Here is a 21,965-nt window from a genome sequence, read left to right on the forward strand (position 1 = left end):
TGCTAGGCCCGTCGGCCACCGGTGACGCGGGCGATGCCGGCCAGGTCGTCCCAGCTTTGCACCTGGGTAAAGCCGGCTGCCGTCAGCAAGGCGCGGCTGGGTTCGGCCTGGTCGTAGCCGTGTTCGAACAGCAGCCAGCCTCCATGGACCAGGTGGCGGGGAGCGCCCTGGATGATACGGCGGATATGGGCCAGGCCGTCGGCCTCGTCGGTGAGCGCACCACGCGGCTCGAAGCGCAGATCGCCCTCTGCCAGGTGCCGGTCGCCATGGGCGATATAGGGCGGGTTGGAGACGATCAGGTCGAATTGCTCACGCCCCAGCGAGCCATACCAGTCACTCTGCATCAGCTGTATGGGGGTGGCATGGCGCTCAGCATTGCGGGCTGCTACGGCCAGGGCGTCGGCCGAGATATCGACTGCCCGCATGTCCAGCATGGGGCGGTGCTTGCGCAGTGACACCGGGATGATGCCGGAGCCGGTGCCCAGGTCCAGTGCGCGGCTGGGGGTGTCCAGCGGAATGTGCTCCAGCGCCAGTTCCACCAGCAGCTCGGTCTCAGGCCGTGGTATCAGCACGGCAGGGCTGACTTCGAAATCCAGGCTGAAAAACTCGCGCAGGCCTATCAGGTAGGCTACCGGCTCGCCGGCCTGGCGTCGTTGCAGCAGCGTGTGGAAGCGTTCGGCCTGCTCGGGCGGCAGCTCGGCCTCGGGCCAGGCGGCCTGGCGGGTGCGGCTCAGGCCGCTGGCATGTTCCAGCAGCAAGCGTGCCTCCAGTACCGGCATGCCACTTTGCCGGGCGGCCATGATCAGGCTGGCGACGCTGCTCATGCTGCCGTCCGGGCGGGGCGAGCGGCCTGCGAAACCGAGACGAAGCGCTTGCGGTAGAGAAAGCCCTGCACGCAGTCGACCTGCAGGCTGCGCGCCAGTGCCAGGTCTTCGGGACGCTCTATGCCTTCCAGTATCACCTTGCAGTGGCATTCGTGGGCGAATGCGATCAGGTGGGTCAGCGCTGCCCGGTTGCGGCTGTCACGCGCCCGTACCAGCCAGGAGCGGTCGAACTTGAACCAGTCCACCTCCATCATCACATCCAGCGAGAGCATGGAGTTGGGCGCTCCGATATCGTCCAGCGCCAGCCGTACACCACGGGCCGAGAAGGCCTGGGCCAACTGCTGCGATAATTGGGCGTCAGCGACATCGGTATTTTCTATGATCTCCACCACCAGCCCTTCGTGGCTGGCCAAGAGGCCCAGCAGCGGGTCTTCCGCCTCGTTGGCCGTCACCCCGTAGGCATCGGGATCAAGGTTGACGAACAGCTGGCTGGCATCGGCCGGGGCATGGGCCAGTTGCAGCTGCTTCATGTCGTATTCCACCTGGTAGAGGCTCAGTGGGCTGGCGTGCAGGGCGTCGAATACGGCTTTGGGTGCCAGCGGCTGGCCATCTGCCGCATAAAAGCGCGCCAGCGCCTCGTAGGCGATGGCCTCGCCGCTGGCGATATCGATGATGGGTTGGTACTCCACCCCATAGCGTTGATGGCGCATCAGATCCAGCAGCAGGGTGGCTGGCAGGCGGGCTGGCGCAAGATGGAGGGCGCGGTCTGAGATGGGCGAGAACATGGCGGGAAATATTACACGAGGGGAGCTGCACAATTTAAAAGCCGGTGGTGGCAGGCGACATGCGGGTTTACCGCCTTGCAGCCTGCTCGCCACAGCTGTCGACATGCCGGGCACCTGCCTACATGGCGTTGAGCAGGAACAGGGTGGCCAGACCGTAGAAGATCAGGTTGCCCATGCCATCGGTCATGAAGGTCAGGAACACGCTGGAGCCATAGGCCGGGTCGCGGCCGAAGCGCTCCATCAGCAGCGGTACGAATAACCCCACGCCGGCGGCTACCTGGAAGTTCAGCATCATGGCGCCGGCCATCACCAGGCCCAGGCCCAGCTTGCCGTAGATCAGCCAGGCCACCGTGCCCAGCACGCTACCCCATAGCGCGCCATTGAGCATGGCGATGCCGAACTCCTTGGCCACCAGCCGGCGGGTGCTGGTGGCGGTCACCTGCCCTAGCGCCATGGCGCGGATGATGATGGTGGCGGTCTGCGAGCCAGAGTTGCCGCCGATGCCGGAGATGATGGGGGCCAGTGCGGCCAACGCGACGATCTGTGCGGTGGTGGCTTCGAATGCGCCGATCACCCGCGAGACAATGATGCCGGTGACGATGTTGAGTGCCAGCCAGGGCCAGCGGTTCTTGGCCGAACTCCAGACCGAGCTGAACAGGTCTTCGTCTTCCTTCAGGCCGCCCAGGCTCAGCACCTCGGCCTCTGATTCCTCGCGGATGACGTCCACCATCATGTCCACCGTCAGGCGGCCGATGACCTTGTGGGTGGAGTCCACCACCGGGGCGGATACCAGGTCGTAGCGCTCGAAGGCCTGGGCCGCGTCGCCGACGTCCTCGTCGGGGCGGAAGATCACCACCTCGTGCGCCATCACATCGGCCACGCCGCGCTCGGGGTCGGAGATCAGCAGCTTCTTGATGGGTAGCACACCCTTGATGCGTTGGTCGTTGTCTACCACGAACAGCTTGTCGGTATGGTGTGGCAGTTCATCGAAGCGGCGCAGATAGCGCAGCACTACCTCCAGCGTCACATCGTCGCGAATGGTGACCATGTCGAAGTCCATCACCGAGCCAACCTGGTCGTCGGCATAGGACAGCGCTGATTGCAGCTCGGCCCGCTCTTCCTCCTCCAGCGAGCCCATCAGCTCGTGCATCACGTCCTGCGGCAGGTCGGGCACCAGGTCGGCCAGCTCGTCGGTATCCAGATGCTCGGCGGCGGCCAGGATCTCTTCGCGATCCATGTCGGCCAGCAGGGTTTCCCGCACAGAGTCGGACACCTCCAGCAGCACATCGCCCTCGATTTCCGGGCGTACCAGCTCCCATACCGTCAACCGTTCGTCCAGCGGCAGCGATTCAAGGATAAAGGCAATGTCGGCGGGGTAGAGCTGCTCCAGCCGCTTTTCCAGCTCCGTCAGGTTCTGCTTGTGCACGATGGTTTCCACCAGCTCGTGCTTGGGCATCTCCTGCTTGTGGATCAGGTTTTCGACCAGCTTGTGGCGGCTAAGGATGCGCAGCACCTGCTGCAGGGTTTCCTGCAGGCTTTCCTTGGGCTTGGGGGCGGGTGCGGACATGGCGACCTCGGAACCGGTTCATTAACTAGCTGCGCCACGCACGGTGGCGCCTATGCTGCCTGGCAAATCCTGGGGGCTGTTGCTGTGCCTGGCCGGCTGTTTCGGCATGGCACAGGCAGCGGTTTTGCACGCTCGGCCGGGCAGCATGAAAAGCCGCGCGAGTGTAGCATGGGCAAGGCTTGAAACTGTCACCCCTGGCCCCTATCTAAGAGGAATTGCCCGCCCTGCCGCTCCCAGAGCCCGGCTGGCCGGCCTAGACGCCATCAAAGGAGCCAGGGCTGTCGTGACAGTTAGCCACAATGGGCTATTCTCCAAGTCCGGGTTCGCCCGTTTCTTTTCCAGACAGGTTCCGCCATGAACGTACCCCGCCTAGCCACCGCCCTGACCGGCCCCCTGCTTGACCTGGAACGCAAGTTCCTTGCCGCCCAGTGCGAGATTGAAGCCTGGTTCCGCAGCCAGTGGCTGGAGCATGCGCCGCCGTTCTATGGCTCGGTCGATCTGCGCAATTCCGGCTTCAAGCTGGCCCCGGTGGACATGAATCTGTTCCCCGGCGGTTTCAACAACCTCAACCCGGATTTCACCCCACTGTGCGTGCAGGCCGTGCAAAGCGCGCTGGAGAAGATCTGCCCCGATGCACGGCGCTTGCTGCTGATACCCGAGAACCATACCCGTAACCAGTATTACCTGCAGAACGTGGCCTCGCTGGCGCGCATCCTGAAACTGGCTGGCCTCAATGTAAGACTGGGCACGCTGAACCCCGAGATCACGGCACCCACCACCCTGGAACTGCCCAATGGCGGGACGTTGACGGTGGAGCCACTGCAACGTAATGGCCGCCGCGTGGGCCTGCCTGGGTTTGATCCTTGCGTGGTGTTGCTCAACAACGATCTGTCGGCCGGCATTCCCGATATCCTCCGCGATATCGACCAGAACCTGCTGCCACCCCTGCATGCTGGTTGGTTTGTTCGCCGCAAGACCCACCATTTCCGTGAATATGATGGCGTGGCCGCGGAGTTTGGCCAGTTGCTGGGCATAGACCCTTGGTATATCAACCCCTACTTCGGCCAGGTCAGCCAGCTGGATTTCCAGACCCGCGAAGGCGAGGAGCGTCTGGCTGCCGAGGTGGAGCGTATCTTGGGGCTGACGGCCGCCAAGTATCGTGAACTGGGCATTACCGATGCGCCTTACGCCATCGTCAAGGCGGATGCCGGCACCTATGGCATGGGCGTGATGAGCGTGAAGTCGCCTGCCGATGTGATCGGCCTGAACCGTAAGCAGCGCAACAAGATGGCGGTGGTGAAGGAAGGCCTGGAGGTCAGCGACGTGATCGTGCAGGAGGGCGTGCCCACCTTCGAGACGCTGGAGGAGGCGGTGGCCGAGCCAGTGGTCTACATGATGGACCGCTTTGTGGTGGGCGGCTTCTATCGCGTCCATACCGAGCGCGGCGCCGATGAAAACCTCAATGCACCGGGGGCGTATTTCAAGCCGCTGGCCTTTGATACCCCGCTATCGACACCGGACTGCGACGGTAGCCCAGATTGCGCGCCCAACCGCTTCTACGCCTATGGCGTGGTGGCCCGGCTGGCGCTGCTGGCTGCCTCGCGCGAGATCGAAAGCACCGAATCGGTGCTGGAGAGCATCAGCATGGCGGCCTAGCCGGCTTGCCTGACTGATCCACTGCTGTGCGCCCTGGCCGAGTTCCCGGCCCTGGGCCGACTCAAATCCACTCGAGCAGACCAAGCCATGCGTATTGCCTTTCTGGCCGACCCACTGGATGGGTTCAAGACCTACAAGGACTCCACCTTTGCCATGATGCGCGAGGCCGCCGCCCGCGGCCACACCGTGCTGGCGTTCGAGCAGCGCGACATGCGGGTTCTGGATGGCCGGGTGCTGGCCGACATGCGGGTCATCAACCTGACTGGCGATGCCCACGACTGGTACCGGGCCGAGCCCGCTACCACCCTGGGTCTGCCCGAGGTGGATGCCATCGTGATGCGCAAGGACCCGCCCTTTGACAGTGAGTACCTGTACGCCACCCATCTGCTGGAGGCGGCGGAGCGCCAGGGCGCCAAGGTGTTCAACAAGCCCCGCGCCCTGCGCGACAACAACGAGAAGCTGGCCATACTGCGCTTTCCCCAGTTTATCGCGCCTACCCTGGTCAGTAGCCGCGACGACGATATCCGTGCGTTTCTGGCCGAGCATGGCGACGTGGTGCTCAAGCCCCTGGATGGTATGGGCGGCACCGGTATTTTCCGGCTGCGGCCGGATGACCCCAATCTGGGTGCCATACTGGAAACCCAGACCCGCAACGGCACGGTCAGCCTGATGGTGCAGCGCTACCTGCCGGCCATCAAGGATGGCGACAAGCGGGTGCTACTGATCGGCGGCAAGCCGGTGGACTGGTGCCTGGCCCGCATACCCAAGGCCGGCGAGACCCGTGGCAATCTGGCCGCCGGCGGCACTGGCGTAGCCAGGCCCTTGACCGCCCGCGACCGCGAGATAGGCGAGGCGCTGGGCCCCCTGCTGGCGGCCGAGGGTTTGCTGCTTGTGGGGCTGGATGTCATCGGCGACACCCTGACCGAGGTGAATGTGACCAGCCCGACCTGCTTCCAGGAAATCACGGCGCAATCCGGCATACCGGTGGCTGGCCTGTTCATGGATGCGCTGGAAGCCGCCATCAGCGCGTGAGTGGAGGCTGCCGGCAGGGCTGCCGGCACCTGCTGACGGTACATTTGTCCGCATATAGTGCAGCGCAGCGGGCGGCGGCTGCTAGAATCGTTTCCAACGCGTTTTTTTGAGCTTCGTCATGGTTGGAATCCTGTTGGTAACGCACTATGGCCTGGGTGAGAGCCTGGCCGAGTGTGCTGCCCATGTGCTTGGTCGGCCCTTGCCGCAACTTCGTTATCTGCCGGTGTACCGTAGCGACGACCCAGACGTGGTGCTGGAGCGGGCCAGGGCTTTGCTGGCCGAGCTGGATACCGGTAGTGGCGTGCTGGTGCTGTCGGACATCTATGGTGGTACGCCGTCCAATGTGGCCTACCGCTTGATCGAGCCGGGCCGCATCGAAGCGGTGGCGGGGGTGAATCTGCCCATGCTGGTGCGTACACTCAATTACGGACATGAATCGCTTGATGTGGTGGTCGGCAAGGCCGTCACCGGTGGGTTGGAAGGCGTGATGTACATGCTGCCGCCCAGCAAGCAGGATTAGAGAGACAGAACACCATGGCGCAACAGGAAGTTGAAATCATCAACAAGCTGGGCCTGCATGCCCGGGCCTCCAGCAAACTGACCCAGTTGGCCAGCCGCTTTCGCAGCGAGGTCTGGCTGACCCGTAATGGCAAGCGCGTCAACGCCAAGAGCATCATGGGCGTCATGATGCTGGCCGCCGCCAAGGGCAGCCGTATCAGTGTGGAGATAAGCGGCGAGGATGAGGATGCTGCCATGGCAGCCATTACCGAGCTGATTGCCAACCGTTTCGACGAGTCGGAATAGCCCCCATGACCATCACCCTGCACGGCATAGGCATAGGTGGCGGTATCGCCATAGGCCGCGCGCATCTGGTGAGCCATACCGATCTCGAAGTTGCCCACTACGAGATCACGGACGCCGAGGTGCCCGCTGAGATTGCCCGTTTCGATGCGGCGGTGCGGCTGACCCGCAAGGAGCTGGAGCAGCTGTGGGGCAGCATTCCCGAGAATGCCCCGACCGAGCTGGGCGCCTTTCTCAGCCTGCATGTGATGCTGCTGAACGATCACACCATCAGCCGAGAGCCGCGCGACATCATCCAGGCGCAGCACTGCAATGCCGAATGGGCGCTCAAGCTGCAGCAGGACAGGCTGCTGGAGCAGTTCGACGTTATTGAAGAGGAATACCTGCGCGAGCGCCGCGCTGATGTGATCCAGGTGGTGGAGCGCATCTTCAAGGCGCTCAATGGCGAAGGGGGGGGCCACTATGTGCCGCCCGAGGACAGCAAGGAACGCATCCTGGTGGCGCACGACCTGTCGCCGGCCGATATGGTGCTGTTCAAGGAAGCCGAGTTCGCCGCCTTCTTGACCGATGTGGGCGGCCCGACCTCGCATACCGCCATCCTGGCGCGCAGCCTCGATATCCCCTCGGTACTGGCGCTGCACCATGCTCGCCAGCTGATACGCGAGGATGAGACCCTGATTGTCGATGGCACGGCCGGCGTGGCCATCATCGACCCCAGTGAAACCATACTGACCGAGTACCGCAAGCGCCAGGCTGGCTATGCCGCCGACCGCAAGAAGCTGCGCGGGCTCAAGACCACCACCGCCAAGACGCTGGATGGCACGGCCATCGAGCTGCACGCCAATATCGAGATGCCCGGCGATGTGGAGCAGGCGCTGGCCAATGGCGCCACCGGCGTGGGCCTGTACCGCTCCGAGTTCCTGTTCCTGGGTCGCGACGACCTGCCGGATGAGGATGAGCAATACGCCTCCTACAAGGCCGTGATCCAGGGCATGAAAGGCGCGCCTGTCACCATCCGTACCATAGACCTGGGCCGTGACAAGATGCCCAAGTGGGCGGAAGGCGAAATCATCTCTGCCGCTAACCCGGCACTGGGTTTGACCGGCGTACGCCTGTGCCTGGCCGAGCCGCATATGTTCCGCACCCAGCTGCGGGCGCTGCTGCGTGCCGGCCGCCATGGCAAGCTCAAGCTGCTGGTGCCCATGCTGGCCAACCTGGCGGAAGTGAACCAGGTGTTGTTCCACGTGGAGCAGGCCAAGGAAGGCCTGCGCGAGGATGGCATCGAGTTCTCCGACTTGGTGGAGATAGGCGGCATGATAGAAGTGCCCGGCGCGGCCATTACCGTGGGGCATTTCCTGAAGAAGCTGGATTTTGTCTCCATCGGCACCAATGACCTGATTCAGTACACCCTGGCGGTCGATAGAGGCGACGATAGCGTCAGCCATCTGTACGACCCCTTCCACCCTGCCGTACTGCACCTGATCGCCCATGTGATCAAGACGGCCGACCAGGCCAATGTGCCGGTGTCGGTCTGTGGCGAGATGGCCGGTGATGTCCGCCTGACCCCCTTGTTGCTGGCCCTGGGCCTTCGGCGGTTCTCCATGCATCCTGCCCAGTTGCTGAATGTGAAACAGATTATCCTCAGCTGCGACCTGCAGAAGCTGGGTGCGCTGCGCCCCATGCTGGAGCAGGCCGCCGATGCCGATCAGGTACGTGAAATGCTCAACGATGTAGTGGCCTGAGCGCGCCGGCCACCGGGTGTACAGCCTGTGGAGTTGGGACAGATATCTACCGGTGCGGCCTGGAAAGGCGCGGCGGCCCCTACGCTACTAGCGGTGCATAGTCCCAGCATCGTCCCATGCTGGGCACAAATCAGGCCGGCAGTACCACGCCCACGCCCCGCAGCAATGCCCGCGAGGCGCTGTCCACCAGGGGCGATAGCGGTTTGAGCGTTACCCAGGGCTCGTCGCCCAGGGTCATATGCAGGGCGATCAGCCCATGCAGGGTGCCCCAGAACATCTGCAGCAGTGCGTCAGCATCAGGTTCGGTGATGCTGGGGGTGCCCTCTATCAAGGCCACGAACAGCGCGCGGGCGTAGGCGTAGGCATCTTCGTTGGGGTTGCCGTGCTCGGCGGCGGATTCCTCGACACTGACCGGTGGCGGCGGGCTGATAAAGATGCGGCGGTAGTGTTCGGGCTGGTGCTGGGCAAAATGGGCAAAGCGCTCTGCCATGCCCAGAATGCGCTCGGCTGGGCTGGCATCAGCCACGTCGTGGTCCATCAATTGCCGGGTCAGCTCGGCAAAGTCCTCGTCGGCAATGACGCGCAGCATGGCGGCCTTGTCTTCGAACTGGCTGTAGATGACGCTGGTGGAATATTCGATGCGGCTGGCAATGGCGCGTACGGTGAGGGCTTCGTAGCCCCCCTCGGCGCAGAGGGCGCGGGCGGCATCGATGATTTTTCGGCGCAGGACTTCGCGCTCGCGTTGACGACGTTCGGCGATGGACATGGTGCAGCCTGTGATGCAGAAGATGCTATTTGAGCACTGGGCCGTAGCCGCGTAAACGGTTGACAGAAATATAAGTATCCTTTGCGCATAGGTGCTGTGCTTGCCAAGCCGCTGTTTTGGCGAGGGTTGGGCGTGCCTGCCCGGGATGACTGTGCCTCCGCCACGCCGGGGCAGCCGGCGCAACGGAGTCACAACCGGGCCGGTGTGGGCCGGCGCTTACCAGCTGTGGCGATACTGTAAGCCCAAGGACCACAGCGACAGATCGAAGCTGCCGCGTACCCGGAACTTCTGTTCAGCGGCAAAGAAAGGATAGTCGGCCCGGTTGTAGGCGGTGTCGGTGTAATCCACGGCGGCATCATCCATGCGTACATAGGCCAGGCCTACATCCAGCTTACCGGCCTTGCTGGGGCGCCAGCTCAGGCCAGTAGTTAGCCACAGGCGGTCCGCGTCGGGGGTGGAGGGATGGCGCCAATGGGCTGAGCGTACCGGGGTCTGGTCCCAGGCCAGACCGAACTTCCAGTCCATGCTGTCGCTCTGCCGCCAGGTGGTACCCAGGCCCAGACGGGTAGTGTCGCGCCAGTTCTGCACCTGTACCTGGTCGGGCGTATTGCTGATCACGGCCCGCAACTCGTCAAAGCGCTTCCAGCCGGTACGGGTCAGGTCGGCCTGCAGCGACCATGTTTGGTTCAAGGGCAGGTCGGCAGCCAGTTGCAGGCGCCAGGGCAGCTTGACCTTGGCCGTAGCCGACTGGATTTCCGATTCCAGGCTCAAGCCCAGGCCAGCGGCCAACTCGCTGTAGAGCGGCGGAATATCGACCCGATAGTCGCCCTTGGCCTTGGGCGTCATGCTGCTGCGAAAGCTGGCCGCCAGGCTGCCGCCCCCTTCCAGCTGGTACAACAGGCCCAGGTTGGCCCCCCAGCCCCAGCCATCGCCCTTGAGCGTGGCCTTGCCGTCTATCACAGGTATGGCCTGCCCCAGCGCCATTTCGGCGATGCTGGCCTCGTAACGGAAATCCAGCGCCTTGCTGGCCTCGGCATCGACCAGCGTGGCATTGAGGCCCAGGCCCAGCGATAGCCGGGGGCTGATGCGCCAAGCCAGGCTGGGGCTGATGTTGAGACCGGTGAGGACGGTGTCGATGGCGGTATAGCGGCCGGCCCAATTGGCATCGAAGCGGGTTTCGCTGCCAAACGGGGCATAGACGCCCACCCCCAGTACCAGATCGTGGCTCAGGGGCTGGGCATAGAAAAAGCCGGGCACCACGCCGCCCCGGCCGGCATCGCTACCACCGCTGCCGCCCACCGGCCGGATTTCGCCGGTAGGTGTGCCCAGCATGCTGCTGGTGCCGACGGTGCCGGTGGCACGGTCCACCAGCCAGGTGTCGCTGCCGGTGGCATGAAAACGGGCCGAGAAATCCAGGTAGTTGCCTGCCGCCACCAACTGCGGCCCCTGCACCCGTATCAGTGCAGCAGGATTGTGGAAGACGGCGCTGGCGTCGTCGGTGACGGCGGCGGCGCCAGCCCAGGCATTGCCCATACCGGCGGCGCCCTGTTCATCCAGGGCAAAGCCGCTAGCCTGTGCGGCGGGTAGCAGGGCCAGCGCCACCAGGGTGGCCAGGGTCTGTTGCTGCTTCATGTGTGCTCCTCGTTATTGTTAGTGTCTGATTGCGATGGTGCGGCCTCGTCACGGCCTTGCCCGGTTTAGGGCAAGGCCGTGCGTGGTACGGGGGACTTAGTAGACGGTAAAGCTGCGGCTGCTGCCCGAGAGTCCGTAGATCTGGCCGTTCCAGCCATTCTTGTAGTTACCCAGGTGGACAATCCGGTACTGCCCCGGCGTGGTATCCAGCGGTATCTGCCACTGGATGCGGGCTTGCGAAGTGCCCCACACCGGGTCTATGCGTACCCAGTGGTAGCGCGTGCTCCAGTCGTCGTCGCTGGCCACTCGGCGCCAGGTACTGCCATCCCAGCGCTCGATGCTGACGAAGGTGTTGTTGCGGCGCAGATTGTTCTTGGGGTGGCCGGTCCAGAACCAGGCTTCGGCAGTCTGGCCACGGCTGTAGCTGGCCGCTGTATCGCGATCCAGCTGGCCGAACGATTTGAAGATTGGGGTGTTATCGAGCACCACACCGGTCTGCAGGCTCATCTGGTTGCCGGAGAGATCACGCGGTTGCGGACCCGCGGCTACCGCCTGGCCATTACGCAGGGCCGTGGCCAGATCCTGGTACAGCTGGGCATAGGCCGGCAGGGTGCGGCGGCCAAAGTGGGTGGAGGCACCCTCGTAGTGCTGGGCGTCATACTCCTCCGGGGTGGCCACATAGCCGGCGTAGGCGTTGGTATAGCCGGCAAAGATCACATTCCCCAGCGGCAGCCCCATGGCCTGGGCCACCGTCTCGCGCACACGGCGGCCGGCCATGACGGTGAACTCACCTGGCCCTGCCACAATGGCCAGCTGGCCTATGCGCGCCACCGATACTGGTAGCACTTCAGGTGTCCAGGGGAAGGGCTTTTGCAGGCCGGTGGCGATCATGATGGGCTTGGGGGCCTGGCAGTCCTCCACCTCCTTGGGCGCACCAAACAGCGCACCGCCCAGCTGGGCCAGGAAGGGATTGCTGGTCAGGTCGCCCTCGTTGAAGCCATCCTCGCCCCGGCCATCCTCGGTACCGGCGGCAAAGGCGCGGCCCAATGCGGCCGGGCAGGTCTGGCCACCGCCAAACTCAGGCCGCAGCGCCACCTGCGAGAGATTGGCGTATTGCTGGCGGTAGTCCACCGGCCCGCTTACCAGCTCGCTGGCGCCATTGAACAGGCTGAGGGCACGGCCGGCCTGACGCTCGCCCAGCAACCGGGTGTTGTCGTATTCATTGCTGGTGGGGCCGTTACCGTTCAGCCACAGGTTGGGCGTCATATCGCCCGCATTGCTCTGGGCGAAGGCCGCGACAAAGTCGTTGCGGCCCTGCTTGCCGTAGACCTGCTTCTCTATGTATTGGGCGGCATAGCCCTTGTTGTCGCCCGAGACCAGGGTATTGCCGGGATGCATGGAGACGCCGTGGGTGGCGAACCAGCTGATCAGCCCCACATCGCGGCCGCCCTGGCTGAAGCGCAGCACGGTCATGGTGGGGTCTATGTTGTGCTGCCAGCGGCTGCGTTCGGTTGCCGGGTTGCGCTCATAGGCCGGTAGCGAGCGGTTGGCGCTGGCATCGAACAACTCGCCCCGTGCCACCCGGATCTCGCCGGGCTTGAGGTCGGCATCGGCGGCCACGATGGCTTCGACTATGCCATCGACTGCGGCATGGAAGGTGGCGGCGTTGTAGCCCAGGGTAGTGAAGTTATACAGGGCGTAGTGCGAGAAGCCACCAGGGCCGGCGTGGGTATGGGTGGCCGACAGCAGCACGTTCTCGCGGGTATAGCGGTTGCCGAAGCGGGCCTGCAGGCGGTTCAGCACCGCCTGGTGCACACCCTGGAAGACCATGCCCAGGTCGTTGTTGACGAATACCAGCCGGCGGCCTGCTTCATCCTGCACCACAAAGGCCCGTGCCCATTGGCGCATATGGATGCCGGCGGTCTTCTGGTCCAGCTTGGCATAGCCCATCATGCCGACTTCGGCCGCCTCGCCGGTGATGTCGGCCTTGCCCCGACCAACCAGGTATCCCGCCTGGGCAGGCAGGGTCAGGAACAGTGCGACCAGGCATAGCCAGCGGCCGGAACGCTGTTTGAAAGCATGCATGACGTGTCTCCTTTGTGTGTTTGTGTAACGATGTTATGAATCACGTTTTGGATTTGTCAAACCCCGATTTGATTGCGCAAGTAATTGATGTAAAAGCGCAAATTATGCTGCGATGCAACAGAAATGGTAGCTTGCGCAATACAAAGGTTTTATGGGATAACATCGTTACAAGAAGGGGAAGAGGAGAGGCGAGTGCAAAGCGATTACGACGCTATCGTGATAGGGGCCGGGGTAGGCGGGGCCAATGCAGCGGCCGAGCTCGCCACCGCCGGCTGGCGCTGCCTGGTCATAGAAGCGGGGGCCTACCATTCGCGGCAGGACTACCCGCGTGGCGAGCTGGATGGCAATACCAGGCTGTTCTGGCATGGCGGCATGGAGCTCAACCGCAGCGCCAGCATCGCCATGCTGCGGGCACGGGTGGTGGGCGGGGGCTCCATCGTCAACCAGGCCCTGCTCGATGAGTTTGACGATGTCGCGCTGGACGACTGGCGCGAGCGTACCGGCTTTGCCTGGTTGGACCAGGCGGGCATGGCCCCCTGGTACGCTCGGGCCCGTGGCGCCCTGCAGATACAGACGGTGCCGCTGGTGCATGCCAACCGCAATGCCCAGCTGTTCAAGCAGGGCTTTGAGCAGTGCGGATATCAGTGCGCGCCGCTGCAGCGGGGGCAGTCTGGCTGTCGGCACGAGGAGGGCAACGACTGCATAGAGTGCCTGTACGGCTGCCGGTTGGACAGCAAGCAGTCGACGCCGTTGACCTCGCTGCAGGCCGCGCTCAAGGCGGGCGCCAAACTGCTGACCCAGTGCGAGGTCGAGCGGGTGAGCGAAGCTCCCGGCCGGGTGACGGTGCAGGCCAGGTTGGCCGATGGCCGGCCACAGACTTTCCGCGCCGGCCAGATGGTGCTGGCGGCCGGCACCCTGGGCAGCAATACCGTGCTGCTGCGCTCGGGCTATGCCGCTCAATTGCCCAGGCTGGGGCAGGGCTATTACTGCCACCCACAGTTCATGTACTTTGCCCAATACCGCGAGCCTGTCCTTGCCCACAAGGGGCCGTTCCAAGCCTACAAGTCGGATGATGCCGGTTTCAGGCGGCAGGGCTTCAAGCTGGAAAACGTGTTCTCCCCCCCCATCGGCACCGCCCTGCTGCTGCCGGGCATGGGAGCGGCCCATCAGGCCGACATGGCCGCCATGCGCCATTACGCCTGCATAGAAGTCGCCGTGCGCGACAGCCATCCAGGCCGGCTCAGCCTGGGCCAGGGCGGGCGGCTGCAGATAGACAAGGAACTGGACGCCGAGGACCAGCGCCGCGCGGCGGCGGGCTACCAGGCTGTGCAGCGGATATTCGAGGCGACCGGCGCCGAGCGTGTGCTGCCGGGCCGCTTTGGCATAGGCCTGCATCTGATGGGCGGCCTGGGTTTTGCACGCAGGCCCGAGGAGGGCTGCGTGGGTGAAGACTACCGGCTGTTCGGCAGCCGGCGCATCCAGGTGGCCGATGCCAGCTTGTTTCCCAGTGCGCCGGGTATCAACCCCTCGCTCACCATCATGGCGCTGGCACGCCGCCTGGGGCGACAGATGGCGGAGGCTGCGTGATGCGGCGTGAATCTACTTTGCACCTGGCTGCCACCTTGGGCAGCGTCTATTTCAGCGCTCGCCAGCTACGCGGTCTGAACCGGCTGGGCGATGGCTATTGCCCCGGCGGAGACGGCCTGCCGAGTTTCAGCGCCAGCGGCGCTGGCTGGCAGATAGACCGCTTGGCCGAGGCCATGCACCCGCAGGACCGGGCCGACCTGGGCCTGCTTCTGGATGTGGCGGCCAGCCTTCCCCAACCCCTGCTCGCCGGCCTGCTGCGCCTGTTCAACCAGGCCGAGCACCTGCGGCTCACCCCCTTGCGGCTGGCCCGGCTGGGCGCGGCAGGGGTGGTCTACTCGCTTTACTACGGCTTTGCCGGCCCAGGCGGCACGCAAGTGCGCGACCGCCTGGGCTGGGATGCCGCCATACGAACCCAGATACCGGGAGAACCCGTGATGAACCAGCTCGTGCGCGATGCCGCGCCAGACCTTGCCGTGGATGCCACCGAAGTGGCAGCTGTCTTCGACCGTGCCCGCGCCGCACAAACCACTATCGCCGCACTGGGGCTACCGCAGCGGCTGGCACTGTTGGACCGGCTGGGTCAGGTGGTGCTGCGGCGGCGTGAGGAAATCATCGCCCGGGTGAGCCAGGAGACAGGCAAGTGCGCCAGCGATGCCCTGCTGGGCGAGATATACGCCGTCATCGACAACCTGGAATACCTGCGCCGGCATGCGGCCGCCGTGCTGGCGGACCGCAAGATGCCCACGCCGCTGGCCATGCTGGGCAAGCAGTCGCGGGTCTGGTACGAACCGCTGGGCACCATATTGGTGATCGCGCCCTGGAACTATCCCTTCTACCAAGCCATCGTGCCCATCAGCATCGCCTTTGCCGCCGGCAACGCGGTGGTACACAAGCCATCGGAATACACCCCCCTGGCCGGGCTGGTGGAATCCATCCTGGCCGAAGCCGGCTTTGCGGCGGACTGGGCACAGGTGGTGTACGGCAATGGTCAGATCGGCAGTGCCTGCCTGGCCCAAGCGCCCGACAAGCTGTTCTTTACCGGCAGCATTGCCACCGGCAAGCGGGTGATGGCCCAGGCTGCCGAGCTGCTGGTGCCGGTGGAGCTGGAGCTGGGCGGCAAGGACCCCATGCTGGTATTTGCCGATGCCAATCTGGAGCGCGCCGTCGCTGGCGCCATGTGGGGTGCGTTCACCAATACCGGCCAGAGTTGCACCTCGATAGAGCGCTGCTATGTGGCGCGGCCGCTCTTCGAGCGCTTCGTGGCGCGGCTGGTGGAGCAGACCAGCAAGCTGACCCTGGGCACCGGGCCAGACCATGATATCGGCAGCATGACCACGCCCATGCAGATCGCCATCGTGCGCGAGCACCTGGCTGATGCCCTGGCCAAGGGCGCCATGCAGCATACCGGCCTGGATTGGGATGGTGTCAGTCCGGCCATTCCCCCCATCGTGCTGACCCAGGTGAACCACGAGATGCGGGTCATGCAGGAGGAAAGCTTTGGCCCCTTCCTGCCGGTGATGGCGTTCGACGGCGAGGCCGAGGCCGTGCGGCTGGCCAACCAGACCATCTATGGCCTGTCGGCCTGCGTCTGGGGGGGCGACAAGGCCCAGCTGGAGCGCGTGGCACGGCAGCTCAAGGTCGGCAATGTCTCCATCAACAACCACATGATTACCGAGGGCAACCATGCCCTGCCCTTCGGCGGCGCCAAGCAGAGCGGCATAGGCCGCTTCAAGGGCGAGGACGGGTTACGCGGCTTCTGCAATACCAAGGCCGTGATGGTGGATGGCAACTCGGCCAAGATCGAGGCCAACTGGTACCCGTTCACCACCGCCAAATACCAGGCATTGGACAAGATGACGGTGGCCAGCCGTATGCGCGGCCTGGTGGGCATCATCCGCTTTGCCCTGGCAGGCCTGCCGCTGGAATCCCTGGCCAACAAGCTGGGGCGCAAGGGTCGCCAGCCATGAAACGGGCCGCCGCCATGCCGCCGCAAGCCAGCCAGCCCAGGCACCAACGCTATGCCAGCCTGCTGGATGCGGTGCGCGGCGAAGCCCTGCCCTGCGCCTTGATTGATCTGGACGCGTTTGATCGCAACCTGGCTGCCATGGCGGCACGGGCCGGCGGCAAGCCCATACGGGTGGCCAGCAAGTCGCTGCGGGTGCCGGCCCTGCTCAAGCGGGCGCTGGCCTTTGGCCCAGCCTATGCCGGCCTGCTCTGCTACAGCGTGGCCGAGGCCGTCGCCCTGGCCGAACAGGGGCTGGACGACTTGCTGGTGGCCTACCCCACCTGCCAGCCCCAGGCACTGACGCGCCTGGCCCAGGCTGTGGCAGCCGGCCGCCGCATCGTCGCCATGGCCGACAGCGAGGCACATCTGGCGGCCCTGCAGGCCGCTGCCGAGCAGGCGGGCACCAGGATGCAGATAGCCTTCGACCTGGATATGAGCCTGGACCTGCCCGGCCTGCACTTCGGCGTCTACCGCTCGCCGCTCAATACCCCGGCCAAGCTGGTGGCCCTGCATGCCAGCCTGGCACGCCATGCCCGCCTGCAACTGGTGGGGCTGATGGGCTATGAGGCCCAGATAGCCGGCGTAGGCGAGGCTGTCCCCGGCAAGGCGCTGGAGAATTGGGTGGTGGCCCGCCTCAAGGCCTGGGCCATACCGCGCATCGCCGCCCGCCGCCAGGCCATGGTCGCGGCCCTGCAACTGGAGGGTGCCCAGCTGCGCTTCGTCAACGGCGGCGGTACCGGCAGCCTGGAGAGCACCGCCCAGGATCTCAGCGTGACCGAACTGGGCGCCGGCTCTGGGCTCTATACCCCGGTCCTGTTCGATCACTTCCGGGGCTTCCAGCACGAGCCCGCCGCCTTCTTCGCCCTGGAAGCCTGCCGCAGTGCCGGTGCCGGCAGCATCACCTGCCAGGGCGGCGGCTATATTGCCTCCGGCGCCATCGAAGCCCGCAAGCAACCCCTCCCAGTCTGGCCTCCTGGCTTGCGTCTGCTGGGCCAAGAAGGCCTGGGCGAAGTCCAGACCCCCTTGTTCGGCGAGAACTTGCCAGAGATAGGCAGCCCCGTACTATTCCGCCCAGCCAAGGCGGGGGAATACCTGGATCGCTTTGATGAAGTCCTGCTGGTACGGGACGGTAGTATCGTCGACCGGGTGCCGACCTATCGTGGCCTGGGATGGCGCTTTTTCTGAGGGGCGGACGGCACCAGCCAGCCGCATGCCATCCGCCGGCCCTAGCGGGGATACGCTAGATATCCCCTTCGGCCAGGTTGCCGTTTTCTTCCAGCCAGGCCCGGCGGGACGAGGCCTCGCCCTTGCCCATCAGCATGGTCATGATGCGGCGGGTATCGTCCTCGGCTGCGTCGAAATCAATCTGCAGGGTGCGGCGGGTGTCGGGATTCATGGTGGTCTCGAACAGCTGTTCGGCGTTCATTTCACCCAGGCCCTTGAAGCGGCTGATGCCCCAGCTGCCCTCGCGCACCTTCTCCAGCCGCAGCTTGTCCAGCACGGCTTCCAGCTCGCCATCGTCCAGCGCATAGAACTTGCGCGGCGGCTTGCTCTTGCCCGAACCCGGTACGTCTATCCGGTACAGCGGCGGCTGGGCGATATGGATATGGCCGTGCTTGACCAGCTGCGGGAAGTGCCGGCAGAACAGGGTCAGCAACAGTACCTGGATATGCGAGCCATCCACGTCGGCATCGCTCATGATCAGGATGCGGCCGTAGCGCAGCCCGCTGAGGTCTATGGCGCTGTCCGGCTTGTGCGGGTCTACGCCTATGGCTACCGCGATATCATGGATTTCGTTGTTGCCGAACAATTCGCCGGCATCGACTTCCCAGCTGTTGAGCACCTTGCCGCGCAAGGGCAGGATGGCCTGGAAGTCCTTGTCCCTGCCCTGCTTGGCACTGCCGCCAGCCGAATCGCCCTCGACCAGGAACAGCTCGCGTCGGCTCACATCCTCGCTGGTGCAGTCGGTCAGCTTGCCTGGCAGCACGGCCACACCGCTAGTCTTCTTCTTGATGACGGTCTTGGCGGCCTTCATGCGGCTTTGGGCCTGGCGTATCGCCAGCTCGGCCAGCTTCTTGCCGTAGTCCAGGTGTTCGTTCAGCCACAGCTCGAATGGATCGCGCACCTGGGTCGATACCAGCCGCAGCGCATCGCGGCTGGATAGCCGCTCCTTGGTCTGGCCCTGGAACTGCGGGTCCAGCACCTTGGCGCTCAATACGAAGGAGGCCCGTGCAAACAGGTCTTCCGGCAGCAGCTTGACGCCCTTGGGCAGCAGGTTGTGCAGGTCGATGAAATTCTTGATGGCATTGAATACCCCATCGCGCAGACCCGTCTCGTGGGTGCCGCCCGAAGGGGTGGGGATCAGGTTGACGTAGCTCTCACGGGCAATACCGCCCTCTTCCGTCCAGGTAATCACCCAGGCGGCGCCCTCGCCGCTGGAGAAGCTCTCATTGGCCTCGGTGATATAGCGCTCGCCACGGAACAGCGGCACGATCAGGTCGGCGCCGCTCAGCTGCTCGTTCAGGTAGCCGGTCAAACCGTCCGGATAGGTCCAGCTCTGGGTATCGCGGCTGCCGTCCTTTTTCTCGGTAATCAGCGTGACGGTAATGCCGGGCAGCAGCACCGCCTTGGAACGCAGGATATGCGCCAGCTCGCCCATGGGGATGGCCGGCGAGTCGAAATACTTGGCATCGGGCCAGCAGCGCACGGTCGTACCGGTGTTCTTCTTGCCTACTTCCTTGACGACGGCCAGCGGCTCGATCACAAAGCCATCGCCAAAGGCCAGCGCATGTTCGGCGCCATCGCGCTTGACCCGTACTTCCAGCCGGGTGGAGAGCGCATTGGTCACGCTGACGCCCACGCCATGCAAGCCGCCCGAGAAGCTGTAGGCGCCGCCGTCCTTCTTGTTGAACTTGCCGCCCGCATGCAGCTGGGTGAACACCACTTCCACCGTAGGCACCCCCATTTCCGGGTGTATGCCCACCGGTATGCCCCGGCCATCGTCAGCCACGCCGATGGAGCCATCCTGGTAGACCACCACCTCGATACTCTTGGCGTAGCCCGCCAGCGCCTCGTCAGCGGCGTTGTCTATCACTTCCTGGACGATATGGAGCGGATGCTCGGTACGGGTGTACATGCCGGGCCGGTGTTTTACCGGCTCCAGGCCCTTGAGTACCTTGACGGAAGATTCGTCGTATTGCGGTGCGGCGGCCATTACAGGTCTTTCTATTGCTGCAGTTGCGCGGAGTCTAGGGGCGCGAGGCTGCCGGGGCAAGTCCGGCGGGCGCCCAGGGTGTAGCGGGTCTTTTATTGCAGCGATTTAGCCCGGGCCGCCCGTCAGGGGGAGGCCAGGCTAGGTGCGGTGGGTGGTGCCTACTGCGGCGTACCACTCAGCACGATGTTGAACTCACGGCCCGGCTCCAGCGCCAGCATGGGCAGCAGTGTCTCGCTGCTGCGAACTTCACGCACGGCATCGCCTTCCACCCTGGGTGCCTTGTCACCACCCATCAGGTCATCGGTCAACCCCATCGAAGCGCGGCCCAGCGCTGATTTGGCGGCCCGCTGCAGGAAATTCTGCTTGGCCTGCGCGCCCACCCCCATCAACAGCAGATCCTTGGCGGCCTGTCCCCACAGCAAAGGCGCCTTGATTCCGTTGCGGGCATCCTTGTCCGCCGCAAAGCCACGCACGGCCCGGCTGGCGATCTCGCGACCTTGGCTATCAAAGCAGCGCAACAGGCGCGGCTGCACGGTAATCCGCTCGGACGACAAATTGGCCCAGCCCTCTGCCTCGAACACACACTCGCTGGCACCCTGCACCGGCTGCGGCAGCCGCGCCAGATCGGTTACTTTGAGGATGAACTGTGCCGGCGTAGCCTGGCCGCTCAGGCCGGCCGCCACATCGGCGCCAATCAGGGTGCTGACCGGCACGCCACGCGCCCAGGCCGGCGGCAACTGTACCGGTGCAGCGCCAGGCTGGTCGGCAGCGTGCAGCACGGGGGATAGCAACAGGGCGGCAAGAAGGCTAGGCAGGTGGCGCATATCGGTGTCGATGGCTTAGGCGATAAGGAGCTCAGATAGTAGACCAGGCGGGGCAAAGCAGAAAGCCGCGCGCGGGACGCGGTTTCAGTTTGTAGGGCCAACCGCGCAATGCGCAGTGCCTATGGCAGGTGTGACGATATGGGGCGCCAGAGCTGTGGGTTGCCCGCGATGAAGCCGAGGTGCGCTGGCTGAGCACGTGCGGGAGAGCATAACTATGCGCAGCTCTGCCGAAGAGCCAACCAAAACGAAAAGGCCCTAGATGCTTTCGCGTCTAAGGCCTTGATGTTCTTGGTTGCGGGAACAGGACTCGAACCTGTGACCTTCGGGTTATGAGCCCGACGAGCTGCCAACTGCTCCATCCCGCGACAGAGAGGAAAGATTATGTCGGATACTTGATGGGTCGTCAAGCACTGTGTGCAATTAAATGTCAGGCGGTCCAGTTTACCCAGCCTGTGTAGGCAGTGAGCAACACCACGAAGCCGAAGGCGATGCGGTACCAGGCGAAGACCACGAAGGTATGGCTGGCGATAAAGCGCAGCAGGGCACGTACGGCGATCAGGGCGAAGACGAAGCTGGCGACCAGGCCGACACCAAACACCGGGATGTCTTGTGCGGTCATGGCGGGCAGGTGCTTGTACAGGCTGTAGAGCGAGGCGGTGCCCAACACCGGGATGCCGAGGAGGAAGGAGAACTCGGTAGCAGCCTGGCGGGACAGGCCGAAGAACAGCCCGCCTATGATGGTGGAGCCGGAGCGCGAGGTGCCCGGTATCAGGGCCAGGCATTGCGCCAGGCCGATCTTGAGGGCCATGCAGGGGGTGATGTCGTCCATGGTCTGGGCGCTGATGCTGTGCTGGCGCTTTTCGGCCCACAGGATGATCAGCCCGCCCACGATAAAGCTGATGGCCACGCAGATGGGGTTGAACAGCACGGCCTTGATCTGGCTACCGAACAGCTTGCCCAGGGCCAGTGCCGGTATGGCGGCGATGGCGAGGTTGAGTAGCAGCTGCCTGCCGGGGCCGGGCTCGCGGGCGCCGGCAGCGGCCTGTATCAGCCGGCTGCGGTATTCCCAGGCCACGGCCAGGATGGCACCCAGTTGGATGAAGATCTCGTAGACGTCGCGTTTTTCCTTGTCCAGGAAATCCAGCAGGTGGCCGGTCAGTATCAGGTGGCCGGTGCTGGAAATGGGCAGGAACTCGGTGAGGCCCTCGACGATGCCCATGATGAGCGACTTGAACAGCAGCAGAAAATCCATGGCGGGGGTGGTCTTGCTAGGTAAGAAGTTAAGGGCGGGGATGAGGCCCGGCTTAGTGCGGCGAGGATGGTAGGGAGGTTGCCCCCATTTCATCAAGGCAACGGCCAGCAACCTGGTTTGTGTCGCAATACGGCGTTGCTTGAGAAGAATCCTGCCTTATATATCAATCCAGTACTGCGTTGAAGGGGTTCAT

Annotated in this window: 17 protein-coding genes and 1 tRNA gene; 8 read left to right on the forward strand and 10 right to left on the reverse strand. The window is 64.3% G+C overall.

What is annotated here, in order from left to right; all coding sequences use genetic code 11:
* Positions 1 to 2: 2 nt before the first annotated feature.
* The 3 genes from prmC to mgtE all read right to left on the reverse strand — a co-directional run bounded on the left by prmC (position 3) and on the right by mgtE (position 3,176).
* Positions 3 to 824: a peptide chain release factor N(5)-glutamine methyltransferase gene (gene prmC / locus QQK16_RS06685; RefSeq protein WP_284195650.1), complete on the reverse strand. Its 822-nt coding sequence runs from the start codon at positions 822 to 824 to the stop codon at positions 3 to 5.
* A complete protein-coding gene (locus tag QQK16_RS06690; RefSeq protein ID WP_284195651.1) occupies positions 821 to 1,609 on the reverse strand; it encodes an EAL domain-containing protein in 789 nt (262 codons plus the stop codon). The genes prmC and QQK16_RS06690 overlap by 4 nt, the downstream gene beginning before the upstream one ends.
* A 118-nt stretch (positions 1,610 to 1,727) precedes the next feature.
* The gene (gene mgtE, locus QQK16_RS06695; protein ID WP_284195652.1) at positions 1,728 to 3,176 is read right to left on the reverse strand and encodes a magnesium transporter; all 1,449 of its coding nucleotides are present in this window, start codon (positions 3,174 to 3,176) and stop codon (positions 1,728 to 1,730) included.
* Positions 3,177 to 3,530: 354 nt separating this feature from the next.
* Between mgtE and gshA the strand changes: the two genes are divergently transcribed.
* From gshA to ptsP, 5 genes are all read left to right on the forward strand, one after another.
* Positions 3,531 to 4,832: a glutamate--cysteine ligase gene (gene gshA / locus QQK16_RS06700; RefSeq protein WP_284195653.1), complete on the forward strand. Its 1,302-nt coding sequence runs from the start codon at positions 3,531 to 3,533 to the stop codon at positions 4,830 to 4,832.
* An 87-nt stretch (positions 4,833 to 4,919) separates the two neighbouring features.
* Positions 4,920 to 5,864, forward strand: a complete 945-nt coding sequence (gshB, locus tag QQK16_RS06705; protein ID WP_284195654.1) for a glutathione synthase — start codon at positions 4,920 to 4,922, stop codon at positions 5,862 to 5,864.
* Between the two features lie 118 nt (positions 5,865 to 5,982).
* On the forward strand, positions 5,983 to 6,384 hold the full coding sequence (locus tag QQK16_RS06710; RefSeq protein WP_284195655.1) for a PTS sugar transporter subunit IIA: 402 nt from the start codon (positions 5,983 to 5,985) through the stop codon (positions 6,382 to 6,384).
* 14 nt (positions 6,385 to 6,398) lie between these two features.
* Positions 6,399 to 6,668, forward strand: coding sequence for an HPr family phosphocarrier protein (locus QQK16_RS06715; RefSeq protein ID WP_284195656.1), 270 nt, complete (start codon positions 6,399 to 6,401; stop codon positions 6,666 to 6,668).
* Between the two features lie 5 nt (positions 6,669 to 6,673).
* Complete coding sequence (gene ptsP, locus QQK16_RS06720; protein WP_284195657.1) at positions 6,674 to 8,407, forward strand: phosphoenolpyruvate--protein phosphotransferase; 1,734 nt, start codon at positions 6,674 to 6,676, stop codon at positions 8,405 to 8,407.
* 130 nt (positions 8,408 to 8,537) lie between these two features.
* Here ptsP and QQK16_RS06725 read toward each other — a convergent pair whose 3' ends face one another.
* The 3 genes from QQK16_RS06725 to QQK16_RS06735 all read right to left on the reverse strand — a co-directional run bounded on the left by QQK16_RS06725 (position 8,538) and on the right by QQK16_RS06735 (position 12,890).
* Positions 8,538 to 9,173, reverse strand: a complete 636-nt coding sequence (locus QQK16_RS06725) for a TetR/AcrR family transcriptional regulator (RefSeq protein WP_284195658.1) — start codon at positions 9,171 to 9,173, stop codon at positions 8,538 to 8,540.
* A gap of 216 nt (positions 9,174 to 9,389) precedes the next feature.
* Complete coding sequence (locus QQK16_RS06730) at positions 9,390 to 10,805, reverse strand: OmpP1/FadL family transporter (protein ID WP_284195659.1); 1,416 nt, start codon at positions 10,803 to 10,805, stop codon at positions 9,390 to 9,392.
* Between the two features lie 96 nt (positions 10,806 to 10,901).
* Entirely contained in the window at positions 10,902 to 12,890 is a 1,989-nt protein-coding gene (locus QQK16_RS06735) for a neutral/alkaline ceramidase (protein ID WP_284195660.1), read from the reverse strand.
* A 192-nt stretch (positions 12,891 to 13,082) separates the two neighbouring features.
* Here QQK16_RS06735 and QQK16_RS06740 point away from each other — a divergent pair, with 192 nt between their 5' ends.
* From QQK16_RS06740 to QQK16_RS06750, 3 genes are read left to right on the forward strand one after another with little or no spacing between them, the layout of a single operon-like run.
* The gene (locus tag QQK16_RS06740; protein ID WP_284195661.1) at positions 13,083 to 14,477 is read left to right on the forward strand and encodes an FAD-dependent oxidoreductase; all 1,395 of its coding nucleotides are present in this window, start codon (positions 13,083 to 13,085) and stop codon (positions 14,475 to 14,477) included.
* On the forward strand, positions 14,477 to 16,444 hold the full coding sequence (locus tag QQK16_RS06745) for an aldehyde dehydrogenase family protein (RefSeq protein WP_284195662.1): 1,968 nt from the start codon (positions 14,477 to 14,479) through the stop codon (positions 16,442 to 16,444). Before QQK16_RS06740 ends, QQK16_RS06745 begins: the two co-directional genes overlap by 1 nt.
* The gene (locus QQK16_RS06750; protein ID WP_284195663.1) at positions 16,441 to 17,667 is read left to right on the forward strand and encodes an alanine racemase; all 1,227 of its coding nucleotides are present in this window, start codon (positions 16,441 to 16,443) and stop codon (positions 17,665 to 17,667) included. Before QQK16_RS06745 ends, QQK16_RS06750 begins: the two co-directional genes overlap by 4 nt.
* 55 nt (positions 17,668 to 17,722) lie before the next feature.
* Here the strand turns inward: QQK16_RS06750 and parE are convergent, their stop codons facing one another.
* The 4 genes from parE to QQK16_RS06770 all read right to left on the reverse strand — a co-directional run bounded on the left by parE (position 17,723) and on the right by QQK16_RS06770 (position 21,772).
* The gene (gene parE, locus QQK16_RS06755) at positions 17,723 to 19,696 is read right to left on the reverse strand and encodes a DNA topoisomerase IV subunit B (protein ID WP_284195664.1); all 1,974 of its coding nucleotides are present in this window, start codon (positions 19,694 to 19,696) and stop codon (positions 17,723 to 17,725) included.
* Positions 19,697 to 19,854: 158 nt separating this feature from the next.
* A complete protein-coding gene (locus QQK16_RS06760) occupies positions 19,855 to 20,520 on the reverse strand; it encodes a hypothetical protein (protein ID WP_284195665.1) in 666 nt (221 codons plus the stop codon).
* A 289-nt stretch (positions 20,521 to 20,809) separates the two neighbouring features.
* Positions 20,810 to 20,885: transfer RNA gene (locus QQK16_RS06765), tRNA-Met, on the reverse strand.
* Positions 20,886 to 20,947: 62 nt separating this feature from the next.
* On the reverse strand, positions 20,948 to 21,772 hold the full coding sequence (locus QQK16_RS06770) for an undecaprenyl-diphosphate phosphatase (RefSeq protein ID WP_284195666.1): 825 nt from the start codon (positions 21,770 to 21,772) through the stop codon (positions 20,948 to 20,950).
* Positions 21,773 to 21,965 lie beyond the last annotated feature (193 nt).

It is taken from the genome of Chitinimonas prasina (genome assembly GCF_030160395.1).
Taxonomy (GTDB): Bacteria; Pseudomonadota; Gammaproteobacteria; order Burkholderiales; family Chitinimonadaceae; genus Chitinimonas; species Chitinimonas prasina.